This is a genomic window from Hydrogenoanaerobacterium saccharovorans, from assembly GCF_003814745.1.
Lineage (GTDB): Bacteria > Bacillota > Clostridia > Oscillospirales > Ruminococcaceae > Hydrogenoanaerobacterium > Hydrogenoanaerobacterium saccharovorans.
In genome coordinates this window covers 1,056,760-1,069,312 of sequence record NZ_RKRD01000001.1, presented here as the reverse complement: position 1 = coordinate 1,069,312, position 12,553 = coordinate 1,056,760, and the positions used below count along the sequence as shown (strand labels likewise).

Genomic DNA, 12,553 nt, shown 5'->3' with positions numbered 1-12,553 from the left:
GATTTTATATTAATCGGTCATTCTCATTTTCGTGCTCAAAAAAGCTGTTTGCACATTGTAAAGTAAAATCAATATCCTCATCCGTGTGCGCATAAGATAGGAACATCGCCTCGAACTGCGAGGGTGCAAGGTATACACCGTCTCCCAACATCTTTTTAAAGTAACGGGCAAAACGGGCGGTATCAGCCTGCTTTGCCGATGTGTAATTTGTAACAGGCTTATCGGTAAAGAACAGGCACCCCAGAGAACCGATATGATTGACTGTACAACCGTTTTGTTGTGCTATTTTTTGCAATTCATTATAAAAACGGTCGCCAAGTGAGTTGATGCGATGGTAAATTTCGGGGTTGTCACGCAGAATTTTAAGCTGTGTAATACCGGCTGCCATCGCCACAGGGTTGCCCGAAAGCGTACCCGCCTGATAGACACTGCCAACAGGTGCAATCATCTGCATAACATCGCGCCTGCCGCCGTACGCACCTACCGGCATACCTCCGCCAATTATTTTGCCAAACGTGGTAAGGTCCGGTTTCACACCAAACCAACCCTGCGCACCGTCAATCCCCAAACGAAAGCCTGTGATAACCTCATCAAAAATGAGCAATGCTTTGTTTGCTGTACACATTTCTCTAAGTTGTTTTAAAAAACCGTCTTCTGGCAAAACCACGCCCATATTCGCCGCCACAGGCTCGATAATGACCGCGGCAACTTTGTCTTTATTGTCTTCAAACAGCTTTTGCACACTGTCAATGTCGTTGTAAACAGCTGTGAGAGTATCTTCTGCCGTACCCTTGGGCACACCTGCACTGTCGGGCACACCTGCTGTCATCACGCCACTGCCTGCTTTTACAAGCAATGCATCAAAATGCCCGTGGTAGCAACCTTCAAACTTGATGATTTTTGCTTTTTGGGTGTAGCCGCGTGCCGCGCGAATCGCGCTCATCACCGCTTCGGTGCCCGAGTTGACCATACGCACCATATCGATTGACGGCACAAGGTCGCAGATAAGGCGAGCCATAATCACCTCCGCCTCGGTTGCGGCACCAAAACTAAGCCCGTTTTCGACAGCCTGCAAAACTGCCGCTTTTACCGCAGGGTGATTATGCCCAAGAACCATCGGCCCCCAAGAGCAGATGTAATCAAGGTAGGTTCTGCCGTCGGCATCGGTGATGCGAGCACCATTTGCACTTTGCATAAAACGTGGTGTACCCCCTACCGACTGAAAAGCACGCACGGGGCTGTTTACGCCACCGGGAATATACTGCTGAGCCTCACAAAACAACGCACGAGATTTTTCATGCCTGGTTCTTTTCAGTTCCATTTAGCCGATTCTCCCTTCATCAATATAGTGAGCCAAATCAATAGCAAAATAGGTGATAAGAATATCTGCGCCCGCACGAAAGATGCTTACTGCGGTTTCGCATACAATCGCCGCCTCGTCGATAAGCCCTGCTTTTGCAGCAGTTTTTATCATAGCGTATTCTCCGCTGACGCTATAAGCTGCCATGGGTACATCAAAGCTTTGCGCCACCTCGCAGATCACATCGAGGTAAGAAAGCGCGGGTTTTACCATGATAATGTCCGCACCCTGTTCTACATCAAGTGCCGCTTCTTTCATTCCCTCACGGCGGTTGTGGTAATCCATCTGATAACCCTTACGGTCGCCAAACGACGGCGCAGAACCTGCTGCCTCGCGAAACGGGCCATAAAACGCAGAGGAATATTTGACGGCATACGACATAATGGGGATATCGCTATAGCCGTTTTTATCCAAAACATCGCGGATAGCAAGAATTCTGCCATCCATCATATCGGAAGGTGCAACCATATCTGCACCTGCTTTTACATGAGACAGTGCAGTTTTTGCAAGTACCTCAAGGGTTTTATCGTTATCCACCTGATGCCCGCATAATATGCCGCAGTGACCGTGGTTGGTATATTCACACATACACACATCGGTAATCACATAAAACTGGGGGAAGTTTTGCTTTATAGAACGTATTGCCTGTTGAACCGCACCGTTTTCGTCCCACGCGCCGCTGCCGATTTCGTCTTTGTGCTCGGGGATGCCGAACAGCAGCACCGTGTTTACCCCTGCCTCGGTAAGCTCGGTAAGAATACCCGAAAGGCGGTCGGGGCTGTAGCGTTTCTGTCCATCCAGCGAGGGGATGTCCTCAATAATATTGCTGCCCTCCCGCACAAAAAGCGGATAAACAAGAGCGCTTTTTGAAACGCGTGTTTCACGTACCATATTACGGATAGTTTGATTGCTGCGAAGTCTGCGAGGTCTATTTAAAAGTTCCATTTCTTGTAATTCTCCTTACTTTTGGCGGCGCAGGTTGACCAGCAAATCTACCATGCTATCGATGGTTGCCGCCTGTGCTGTCGCTGTTTTCATATGATGCTTCAGTGCCTCCGATGCAGTTTGTTCGCCGATGCAAATGGCATTGACCTGTGAAAAATCAAAATCGCCGATTGCACCTACAAAGCCCCTGACTGTAGACGCGCTGGTAAATGCGACATAATCCATTTCGCCGTTCTCCATTTGGGTGCGTACCATATCTGTGTTTTCACAAGTATAAAGTGTTTCGTATAAAGGAACATCATCGTACGGTACGCCTGCCGCGTCAAGGGCGGCGGTAAGTTCGTGGGAACCGACGCGTGCACGGGTAATCAGTACACGCATACCCTTTGCCACTGCACCCAATTCTGCACCAAGGTGCCCCGCGTTATAGGTGTTGGGTATTAAATCAACAAAAAGCCCGCGAGCTTCCAGTTCATGCGCAGTTGCTGAACCGATTGCAGCAATTTTAAGCCCCGCAAGGCTGCGGATATCCTGCCGCATTTTACGCAGTTCTTCAAAAAAGATGCGCACGCCGCTGGGGCTGGTAAAGGTAATCCAGCCATAACGGCTGAGGTTGTTCAGCGCGGAGTGAAGAACGGTATTATTCTCGATTGCCGCAGTTTGGATGGATGGCAGCTCAACTACCTCAGAACCGAGGGTACGTAATTTTTGAGTGAGTTTGGACGATAATTCGCGCGGGCGGGTAACGACGATACGAACCCCGCCAAGCGGGCGGTCTTCCGCCCAATGAAACTGCTCTGCAAGCGCACACACCCTGCCTACCACAATAATAGCCGGTGTTTGAACGTTTGCCGCCTGCGCATCGCATACAAGGTTTTGTACTGTAGAAACGATTCTGCGCTGATGAGCCGTGGTGCCGCGTTCCAGTACTGCCGCCGGCATATCGGGTGGCATACCGCCTGCAAGCAAACCGTTGCAAATGCTCTCCATCGCACTAACACCCATTAAAAAAACAAGAGTACCGTTTAGTTTAACCAGTGATGGATAATCAATTTCAGCCTCGGGTGCACTTTTGGTGTGCCCCGTAATGATGTGCAGAGATGAAGTAAAATCGCGGTGGGTAACGGGTATGCCCGCATAGGCGGGAACCGAAAGCGCAGAGGTAACCCCCGGAACAATTTCGAAGGATATCCCATGTTTTACAAGTAGCTCCAGTTCTTCGCCGCCGCGCCCGAATAAAAATGGGTCGCCGCCTTTCAGCCGCACTACAAGGTTGCCTGCCAGCGCCTCATCCAACAATATTTGGTTGATTTGGTGCTGCGGTACAGGGTGATTGTTTGCGCGTTTACCCACATTAATACGGCGGGCGGTGGGCGGAATCAGTGCCAAAACGCCCTGCCCTACCAGTTTATCATAAACTACAACATCCGCTTGCTGCAACAAGGCTTTTCCTTTCAATGTAAGCAGCTCCACATCACCGGGGCCTGCACCTACCAAGATAACCTTACCATTCATCGAGGTATCTCCCCTTTCAGCCTGTTTGCAAGGTCAACGCCCATCTGTTCGCCGTCTTCGGCTTTTCCTATAGCAAAACCAATCACGTGCTGCCCTGTTTCTTCATCGTAATAAAGGCCGGTGAGTTTCATTTTATCGTCGGCAAGCTCGGCATGTGCCGCGATGGGGGAACTGCACCCGCCGTCCAGTTCGCGAACAAAAGCACGTTCGGCAATGGCGGCATATTCTGCATGTTTATCATTCACACACTCTAAAAAATCGTAGTTTTCGCCCGCTCTGCCTTGTATAGCCAAAATGCCTTGCCCTGCGGCGGGTATCATTTCATCATACGTAAAAATACGGCTGATGCGATAACCCAAATCCAGGCGATGAAGCCCCGAACAGGCAAGCACCAAAGCAGAGTATTCACCCGCATCCAACTTTGCAAGGCGGGTAACGACGTTGCCGCGAATCAGCTTGGTTTGTACATTGGGGTACAGCTTTTTCAGTTGAAGATTGCGGCGTGCACTGCCGCACCCAATAGGTTTGGTATCATCGAACACCTTGGTGCCATACGGTAAAATCAGTGCATCGCTCGGGTCACCTCGTTTGGAAAAAGCCAAAATAGGCAAATCTTCGGGGGTGTCCATAGGCATATCTTTTAGGCTGTGGACGGTAACATCTACCTTGCGGTCACGCAGTGCGCGGTCAAGCTCTTTCACAAACAACCCTTTACCGCCGATTTTATCCAAGCTTTTGTCTAAAATTACGTCACCGGTCGTTTTCATCGTGACAAGCTCCAGTTCAAGTTCAGGGTGATTGGCGGCAATGGTATCCATCACCAATTTCGTTTGCGCCACAGCCAAACTGCTGTCGCGGCTGCCGACGATGATTTTTCGTTTTTCCATTTGGTCTCCTTTCTACCTAAAACAGCTATTCAAAATACTTGATAGTTTCAGAAAAGCTGTAAAGAAAACGGCGCAAACTGCGTCAAATTTTAATCTATGATAGTGCTGATATGTTTTCGGATATGATCCGTTATTTTCTTAGCTAGATGGTGGTCACTTCCGCTTGCCGTAATACCGATAACAGCGTTTCCGCTCTGCACAATCCCCGGGAAATAGAAACTGCATTCTGCTTTGCAGTCTGCTACGCTTACCAGTATATTTTGGGCAGTGCATTCTTCGTAAACACTGTGGTTTACTGCACGATTGTTAGTGGCTGCAACAGCCAGTGCAGAGCCTTTGCAATCTCCACACCGATATTCGCGCAGTTTAAGTGTAATTCGCCCCTCTTTTGCAAGTGCTTGTATTGGTTGTGTTGCCGTTGGCGAAACAACTTGAACCTTACACCCAAACCCCAGCAGAGTATTCATCCTGCGGGCGGCAATGTTGCCCGCGCCAACCACCGTGACATCTTTGTTACGAAGAGATACAAACAGAGGAAAATAGGGGCTTGCTTGTTTATTTATGTTTGCTTCGGGCAGATAGCCGTACCGCTGTTCCAGTATCTTCGGCAGTTCGCGCAGGGTTACACCGTTTGTTTGCGGTGGCCTGCCTATTACAACAAGATGTGCACCCACAGCGCGTGCCGCTTCGCATTTTTCTGCAAAGCCGCCCGCACTGCCCGAATCTTTGGTGACAAGGCAGGCTGCCCCAATTTGTTTTAGGGTTGCGATGTTCAGCTCGGTGCTAAAAGGGCCCTGCATGCAAATGATATTTTTCGCTGCAAAACCAAGTTGGATACAGCGAGAAAGAGAATCGGGTGTGGGCAGTACGCGCGGAATAATCCGTGTAGCATAATCGGATACTGTAGTAAAACAGTCCAACTCTTTGCTGCCCGTTGTAAGCAGTATCTTTCCGTCGATTCGATTGCAGTATTCCGCGGCTTCTTTTGCATTTTGTACATAAGTGCAGTTTTGCGTGGCACTTTCTTCGCGTAAAATACGCAGATACGGCGTATCGGCTGCAATGCAAGCGGTTTGAATATTGTGTGTAACAGCCGTTGCATAAGGGTGTGTTGCATCAAAAACACAGTCAAAGCGCTGCTCGCGCAAAAGTTGTTCTATATCATCGCTGCCTCGCCTGCCCGCTAATACGGTAAGGTTGGGGTGCTCGGGCAGAACTTCTTCACCGTAATCGGTAGCCACACAAGCGGTAATGTTACACGGGTTAGCTGCAAGCAATTCAATCAGCTGCCTGCCCTCGGTGGTACCTGCAAAAACCAAAAAAAACTGCATCCGTTCTCCCTCCCCTATGTGCTTTAACTCAGCCATTCGACGTATGGCGGTAACCGCGCGGTGTTACCATTTTTCCACCGATATTTTGGGTATTGGAATTACCGATGTAAACGGTGGTAAACATATCAACCTGTGTGTTACGCAATTGCGAAAGCGGCAATACCTGCGCACATTCACCATCGCGCCCGATATTTTGCACAATGCCGCAAATAGTATCTCCGCCGCGGCTTTTTAGCACGATATCGCACGCCTTTTGCAGATAATCGCTGCGTTTTTTACTTGATGGGTTATAAAGGCATAGAACAAAATCACCCTGTGCAGCAAGGTCGAGCCTTTTTTCAATTAGTTCATACGGTGTAAGCAAGTCGCTGAGCGAAATAACCGCAAAATCGTGTATCAACGGGGCACCCAGCACCGCTGCACCGCTGCATGCCGCGGTAATCCCCGCAACAACCTCAATTTCGATAGGCGGATAGTTCTGCGCCAGCTCGTAGATTAGCCCAGCCATGCCGTAAACGCCGGCATCGCCGCTGCACACCATGGCAACCGTGCTGCCTTTGAGCGTTTCTTCAATCGCCATTTTACAGCGGTCAACTTCTTGTTTCATTGGGGTAGAAAGCAGCTGCTTATTAGGAAAATGTTCTTTTATCAAATCAATATATACGGTATAACCGGCTATTACGTCGCTTTGTTCCATCGCTGCAATGGCTCGCGGAGTAATCTGGTTAAAATTGCCCGGGCCTAAACCAACAACATATAGTTTCATGAATGTACCGCCTTTTCTAATCCTTGAATGCAATCTTCCCATTTATCACGGTCAAGATTATCGCGCAAACCAAACATCAGTTTGGCTACCACTTTAATGGATGCATTCTCCACCAATTGGCTTAGACGCTCTTGCTCATCGGTATCGATTGCTAACCGCTGAATGGTTTTGTGGATGCGTCCTGTAATATCTGTGGCTGCAAGTGCACTGATATCGTTTATTTTCGGTACTAACCCGCGGAAATAATACCAGTTTTCAAACTCCTCGTAATATTCTTCTAAAATACGGTTAGCAAGGGCTACCCCTTCGTTTTCAGCTTCCGATACAGATGCTCCGCCCAGGCTGTCGATATCAAATAAACGAACCCCGCGTACATTTGCCAGCTCGCATGAAATATCGCGCGGAACGGCAAGGTCTATCATCAACTTGGGCGAACCATCAAGGTATGGCAAAGCCTCATCGTATTTAATGGTATGATGCGGGCTTACAGTTGCACTTACCACTACCCGGCATTGTGCAAGCTGTTTGTAACGGTCATCGTACGGAACAACACAGCAGCCGGAAGGAATGATGACTTCGCCGGTTTTATAAGTGCGCAAAGTGATTTTAACATTGCAGCCCTGCTCAACAAGTGTTTGGGCAGTAAGCCTGCCCATTTCTCCGTTACCGATGACCAGACAGCACACATCTTGCAAATCGCCGAGTTCTTTATGCAGCAAATCTGCAGTGCGCGTGGCAACGGAAGAATCCAATGCGGTAAGATGTACGGTGGTTTTTACCCGTTTTGCTGCTGTAACCGCAGTACGAAACAACCGCTCCAGTACACTGTCGGAGCATTCGCAATCGTGCGAGAGCGCCAGTGCATCACCCACTTGCGTAATGATTTGGTCTTCACCAAACACCTTACTTTTCATCCCGCAGGATGTAAGCAGCAAATGACGAAGTGCCTGTGCACCGCTTCGTTCGATAAAATAGTTTTCGTAATCTTGCGGGTTTATATTTTTTACCGCACACAGAATTTCGTAGGGTGTTCTGCTCGGCTCGGTTTCGTAACTAAGCCACAGTTCGGTGCGGTTACAGGTAGACAAGATAACACACCCCTCAACACCAAACTCAGCCAAAACACGCTGCATCGCTGCCGCTGCGGTAGATTTGGTAAACGAAAACAACTCACGGTATTCAATTGTTGCTTTGCTGTGGTCGATACCGACCATCTTGATATTCATCAAAACCGTATTCTCCAATCTTCGCATGCAAACGCTGAAGTAACACCGTTTGCGCCGTACTTTTTCACAATGAGCTTTCCGCCCGAGCCGAGCACAGCGGCACGCTCACACACGTTATCTACACCGGTAACACTAGTTACAAACTGCGACGATGCAAATTCACCCTGAACTCGCTCTAGCTGCTGTGCCGTATAAGTAACAAACGGCAATTTATGTGCAAGGCAGAAACCGGTAAGCCCCTGCTCGTTAGCTTTCAAATCAATCGAGCAAACCTGCCGCAGTGCATAGAGAGAAAGATGATGGCGTTGCAGTTCACTGAGCAGATGGCTCTCTATCGTTTTCTGTTCTGTCCCCCGCCTGCACCCAATCCCTGCCGTAATGATACGTGGCACAAGGTTTAAGGTGCAGCCAAAAGGCTTTTTGTTTTCATCCAGCGAAACCATAATACCTATTTCGCTACACGGCTTTTGTGTAAGCCCCTTGGGCAGATCGCCTTCAAAGGCAAAATCGCTTGCAAAACCAATGGATTTTCCATCAAGTAAAGCGGCGGAAATATGTTTTGCGGCTTTTAAATCTGCAATATAAAGTTGATTCTGTACCGCCCAGCTATCCACCGCAAAAATCTGCCTGCAGTCGGTAGCCGTAGAAATCACCGGCTGTGCGCCCACAATAGACGCTACCTGCAACGCAAGGTTGTTTGCACCGCCAATATGCCCTGAAAGCAGAGAAACCACAAAATCGCCTTGTTCGTCGATAACGACAACGGCAGGGTCGGTGGTTTTATCTTTGATATAAGGGGCGATTGCGCGCACTGCAATCCCTACGGCGGATACAAATATCAATCCATCAGAATTTGCAAATGCATTTTTTGCCCACTCGCTTATATTATTTTCAAGAGGGGTTAAACCCGTATCACAAACAAAGCGAGGCATAGTATATGCACTGCAGCTTTGCCCCCGCAAGCTTAAGCCTTTGGCAATATGGGCGCACAGCTGCGCGCCTTTTGCGGTAAACGAGATAAGCGACAAATGCATACAATTCCCCCTTGCTAATGCAGTATTATTATATTATTTTGTAGCCTTGCGGAACTCGGTGGTAAAGGCAGGGTCGTAAAGCTTGCTCCGCTCGTATTTGTCACCGAGAAAACCGCCTACGAGGATAAGCGCTGTTTTAGAAATACCGTGTTCTTTTGCCATCTGGGGCAACGTGCCCACGGTACCAATGACCTGTTTTTCATCGGGCCATGTTGCTTTATACACAATGGCTGCCGGGGTATTTTCGGTGTAACCGCCCTTCAGCAGACGTTCACGAAGCTGCTCGAGCATACCGGCAGAAAGAAAAATCGCCATCGTTGCACCGTGAGACGCAAGAAGTGAGATTTCTTCTTTTTCGGGTACCGGTGTTCTGCCTGCCATACGCGTGATAATAACGGTTTGCGAAACATCGGGCAAAGTATATTCGGCTTTGAGTGCCGCCGCTGCCCCGCAAAACGAGCTAACACCGGGGGTAACATCGTAATCAAAACCCGCCTCATCCAATAAATCCATCTGTTCGCGGATAGCACCGTAAATGGATGGGTCGCCCGTGTGCAGGCGCACTGTGGTTTTGCCTTGCTTTTCCGCCGCAGTCATAACCTCAAGCACATGCTCAAGCGTCATTTTTGCACTGTCGTATATTTCGCAGCCCGCTTTTGCGTTGTCAAGTAAGGCAGGGTTTACCAGTGAGCCCGCGTAGATAATAACATCTGCCTGCTGTAACAAGCGCTGACCGCGTACGGTAATCAAATCGGGGGCACCGCTGCCCGCACCTACAAAATGTATCATGCTTCATCCCCCTCATCTTTCACCACAATCACCGAAAAATAGCTTGCTCCGTCATCGGCATCATCCAGATTACAGAAAACCCGCTCGCCCTCCATCCCGCACTTTTGCACCATCTGCGCGTGTTTCATCTGCCCGCGGGCTTTGAGCTGTTGCTTAACTTCATCAAAAGCTTTCCCTGTTTTCATAAGTATCTTAGTACCGCGCATATCCAAACCCGATTCTGCGCCTTTATACGAAGCAGGCAGCACATGAAGCGGCTGTGCACCCTCGGTAAGCGGTACATTCAGCCTTGCTGCCACCGCACAAAATGACGGAACCCCTGCCACAAATTGTGCTGCCAGCCCCATTGCAATAATGCGTTTATGGATATAAGTGTAAGTAGAGTAAATTGTCGAATCGCCAAGCGTTAAAAATGCAACATTGTTACCCTCTTTAAGCAACTGGGCAATTACCTTTGCACTTTCATCATAGTTTTTATTGAGCAGAAATTTGTCGCGCGTCATAGGCATATACAGCTCGATAATTTTCTTGTTTTCAAGATGATTTGGCACTGCACCGCGCGCAATTTGCAGCGCAACACCCTCGCCGTCACCGGTTTTAGGTACCGCAACAATCTCGCAGTGCTCTATAGTACGAACCGCCTTCATGGTAATCAGCTCAGGGTCACCAGGGCCTACCCCGATGCCGTATAATGTTCCGTTCATTGCTTTTTTCTCCTATCCTTTTGTTGAGTTGATATGAAAATGCTGCATTAATTTTGGCGCGTCGGCGGTCATCCCAAGTGTACCGTAACGGTTTGAGAACAGCACAGCGCCAATTTGCAGTTCGCCGTAAGTTCTTGCCTTGATATGGTCATCTATCTTTTGCAGAATGCTCTGCATTACTTTCTCTTTTAAATGAGCCGTTTCTAAAAGTTCGACGGCTTCATCGGTGGTGATGCATCCCATCAGATGCTGGAGTAAAGGGATTTGTGCACCTGCAAGCGCACTGTGTGCTGTTAAAATTTCCATACGGCAATCGGCATAGCGGGAGTGGGTGTTGAATACCCCGCCCGCAAGCTTTACAAATTTGCCCAAATGCCCCACCAGCAGTACACCTTTCAGCTCAAGCTGCACCGCAAAATCCAGCACGTCGCCCACAAAATTACTGCATTTTACAGCGTTGCACAAATCAATGTGCAGTGTGTTCTGCGCATACACCTCGCCATAGTTGCCCGGTGTTACTACAATATACTGCGCACCGTTTGCCTTGAGCATCTTCATTTCCACCTTGATGGAATCAATCAGTGCCTGTTCGCTCATGGGCTCAACAATACCAGTGGTGCCGAGCACCGAGATGCCGCCCTCGATGCCCAAACGGGGGTTATATGTTTTTTTTGCAATCTCCGCCCCATCGGGAATAATAATTTCTACGGCAATTCCACCGCCGTAGCCGCACTCTTCACAGATTTCAAGCACTGCATCTTCAATCATACGGCGGGGCACGCGGTTGATGGCAGCAGACCCCACTGGGCATTCCAGCCCTGCGCGGGTTACCCTGCCAACGCCTATCCCGCCGTCAATTGTAATGCCTTTTTCGGCATAAGAAACCTTTGCGTAAACGAGAATCCCGTTTGTAATATCCGGGTCATCTCCGCTGTCTTTTTGGATGGCGCACATGGCATAATCCTCACCATGTGACGGGTTATGAACATGCAGTGCAAGCGAAAAGCCCTTGGGTGTCATCAGGTTAATATGAGTAACCTCCTGCCCCGATAAAAGCATCAGCGCAGCTGCCTTTGCCGCCGCAGCTGCGCATGAGCCTGTGGTGTACCCATATCGCAACTTTTTGTTATCAACATAACAATACTTCTCCACTGCTCGCACCATCCTTTATTAAAACAAGTTTTCTAATTCTTCTATGGTTCTGGGGGGCGTTTGTGCTTTTGCAAGCATGCCTTTTTCACAAAGTTTTTGGTACATACGCAGCACAAACGGTATTTGCAAGCCTGTTTTTTCGAGCAAAGGCAAGTCGCTAAATACAACCGGTGGCGTACCCGCTGCCTGTACTTTGCCGTCGCCCAATACCAAAACCCTGTCTGCCCAAGCGTAAGCGGTATTAACATCATGCGTAGCCATTAGTATGGTGATGCCTTCGGCGCTGAGCTTATTAATTTCCTGCATCAAACGCTGCGCATGAATCGGGTCAAGCGCTGAGGTGGGCTCATCAAACAAAATCACCTGCGGGTTCATCGAAAGTACCGATGCAACCGAAACACGTTTCTTCTGTCCGCCGCTTAAAAAATGGGGTGGCTTGTCCTTAAACTGCATCAAATCCATTGCATCAAGGCTTTGCATTACACAGTTATGTACCTGTTCTTTGCTGTACCCCAGGTTGTGGGGGCCAAATGCAACTTCTTGGTAAACATCTACGCAAAACAGCTGCGTTTCAGGGTCTTGAAACACAATGCCAACATTTTTTCGCATTTCAATCAGCCCTTTTTTATCGTAGGTCATCCGCTTACCATCAAACAAAATGCTGCCCGAAAGTGCTTTGTGAACCCCGTTAAGACAAAGGAACAACGTACTTTTGCCCGAGCCGTTTGAACCAAGTACCGCAATACGCTCTCCGAGTTCAATATCAATGCTAACACCCTTGAGTGCCGTGGTACCATCGGGATAGGTATATTTTAAATCTTGTATAGATAGTATTGTCTTCAAT

At 48.7% G+C, this 12,553-nt stretch carries 12 protein-coding genes; all 12 read right to left on the bottom strand.

Annotated elements, in window-relative coordinates; all coding sequences use genetic code 11:
• Positions 1 to 4 precede the first annotated feature (4 nt).
• Complete coding sequence (hemL, locus tag EDD70_RS04940) at positions 5 to 1,321, bottom strand: glutamate-1-semialdehyde 2,1-aminomutase (protein ID WP_092752413.1); 1,317 nt, start codon at positions 1,319 to 1,321, stop codon at positions 5 to 7.
• A complete protein-coding gene (gene hemB, locus EDD70_RS04935) occupies positions 1,322 to 2,305 on the bottom strand; it encodes a porphobilinogen synthase (protein ID WP_092752415.1) in 984 nt (327 codons plus the stop codon).
• A gap of 15 nt (positions 2,306 to 2,320) precedes the next feature.
• Positions 2,321 to 3,820, bottom strand: coding sequence for a uroporphyrinogen-III C-methyltransferase (cobA, locus tag EDD70_RS04930; RefSeq protein ID WP_092752417.1), 1,500 nt, complete (start codon positions 3,818 to 3,820; stop codon positions 2,321 to 2,323).
• Positions 3,817 to 4,707: a hydroxymethylbilane synthase gene (hemC, locus tag EDD70_RS04925; protein ID WP_092752419.1), complete on the bottom strand. Its 891-nt coding sequence runs from the start codon at positions 4,705 to 4,707 to the stop codon at positions 3,817 to 3,819. Before hemC ends, cobA begins: the two co-directional genes overlap by 4 nt.
• A gap of 89 nt (positions 4,708 to 4,796) precedes the next feature.
• Positions 4,797 to 6,038, bottom strand: a complete 1,242-nt coding sequence (gene cobK, locus EDD70_RS04920; protein ID WP_162840812.1) for a precorrin-6A reductase — start codon at positions 6,036 to 6,038, stop codon at positions 4,797 to 4,799.
• A gap of 28 nt (positions 6,039 to 6,066) precedes the next feature.
• Positions 6,067 to 6,804, bottom strand: coding sequence for a precorrin-3B C(17)-methyltransferase (cobJ, locus tag EDD70_RS04915; protein ID WP_092752423.1), 738 nt, complete (start codon positions 6,802 to 6,804; stop codon positions 6,067 to 6,069).
• Positions 6,801 to 8,030, bottom strand: a complete 1,230-nt coding sequence (hemA, locus tag EDD70_RS04910) for a glutamyl-tRNA reductase (protein WP_242943133.1) — start codon at positions 8,028 to 8,030, stop codon at positions 6,801 to 6,803. Before hemA ends, cobJ begins: the two co-directional genes overlap by 4 nt.
• Positions 8,030 to 9,064: a cobalt-precorrin 5A hydrolase gene (locus tag EDD70_RS04905; RefSeq protein ID WP_092752428.1), complete on the bottom strand. Its 1,035-nt coding sequence runs from the start codon at positions 9,062 to 9,064 to the stop codon at positions 8,030 to 8,032. Before EDD70_RS04905 ends, hemA begins: the two co-directional genes overlap by 1 nt.
• Positions 9,065 to 9,097: 33 nt before the next feature.
• Positions 9,098 to 9,853 (bottom strand): precorrin-4 C(11)-methyltransferase, encoded by a 756-nt coding sequence (cobM, locus tag EDD70_RS04900; protein WP_092752430.1) that lies wholly within the window; start codon positions 9,851 to 9,853, stop codon positions 9,098 to 9,100.
• Positions 9,850 to 10,557 (bottom strand): precorrin-2 C(20)-methyltransferase, encoded by a 708-nt coding sequence (cobI, locus tag EDD70_RS04895; RefSeq protein WP_092752432.1) that lies wholly within the window; start codon positions 10,555 to 10,557, stop codon positions 9,850 to 9,852. The genes cobM and cobI overlap by 4 nt, the downstream gene beginning before the upstream one ends.
• A 12-nt stretch (positions 10,558 to 10,569) precedes the next feature.
• Positions 10,570 to 11,709, bottom strand: coding sequence for a cobalt-precorrin-5B (C(1))-methyltransferase CbiD (gene cbiD / locus EDD70_RS04890; RefSeq protein WP_242943081.1), 1,140 nt, complete (start codon positions 11,707 to 11,709; stop codon positions 10,570 to 10,572).
• 18 nt (positions 11,710 to 11,727) lie between these two features.
• Positions 11,728 to 12,552, bottom strand: coding sequence for an energy-coupling factor ABC transporter ATP-binding protein (locus EDD70_RS04885; RefSeq protein WP_092752436.1), 825 nt, complete (start codon positions 12,550 to 12,552; stop codon positions 11,728 to 11,730).
• Position 12,553 lies beyond the last annotated feature (1 nt).

Excerpts from the sequence above, each read along its gene's own strand:
- cobM (WP_092752430.1), bottom strand. The coding sequence starts at position 9,853 with ATGATACATTTTGTAGGTGCGGGCAGCGGTGCCCCCGATTTGATTACC.
- EDD70_RS04905 (WP_092752428.1), bottom strand. The coding sequence starts at position 9,064 with ATGCATTTGTCGCTTATCTCGTTTACCGCAAAAGGCGCGCAGCTGTGC.
- hemA (WP_242943133.1), bottom strand. The coding sequence starts at position 8,030 with ATGAATATCAAGATGGTCGGTATCGACCACAGCAAAGCAACAATTGAA.
- cobA (WP_092752417.1), bottom strand. The coding sequence starts at position 3,820 with ATGAATGGTAAGGTTATCTTGGTAGGTGCAGGCCCCGGTGATGTGGAG.
- hemC (WP_092752419.1), bottom strand. The coding sequence starts at position 4,707 with ATGGAAAAACGAAAAATCATCGTCGGCAGCCGCGACAGCAGTTTGGCT.
- cobK (WP_162840812.1), bottom strand. The coding sequence starts at position 6,038 with ATGCAGTTTTTTTTGGTTTTTGCAGGTACCACCGAGGGCAGGCAGCTG.
- cobJ (WP_092752423.1), bottom strand. The coding sequence starts at position 6,804 with ATGAAACTATATGTTGTTGGTTTAGGCCCGGGCAATTTTAACCAGATT.
- hemB (WP_092752415.1), bottom strand. The coding sequence starts at position 2,305 with ATGGAACTTTTAAATAGACCTCGCAGACTTCGCAGCAATCAAACTATC.
- hemL (WP_092752413.1), bottom strand. The coding sequence starts at position 1,321 with ATGGAACTGAAAAGAACCAGGCATGAAAAATCTCGTGCGTTGTTTTGT.
- cobI (WP_092752432.1), bottom strand. The coding sequence starts at position 10,557 with ATGAACGGAACATTATACGGCATCGGGGTAGGCCCTGGTGACCCTGAG.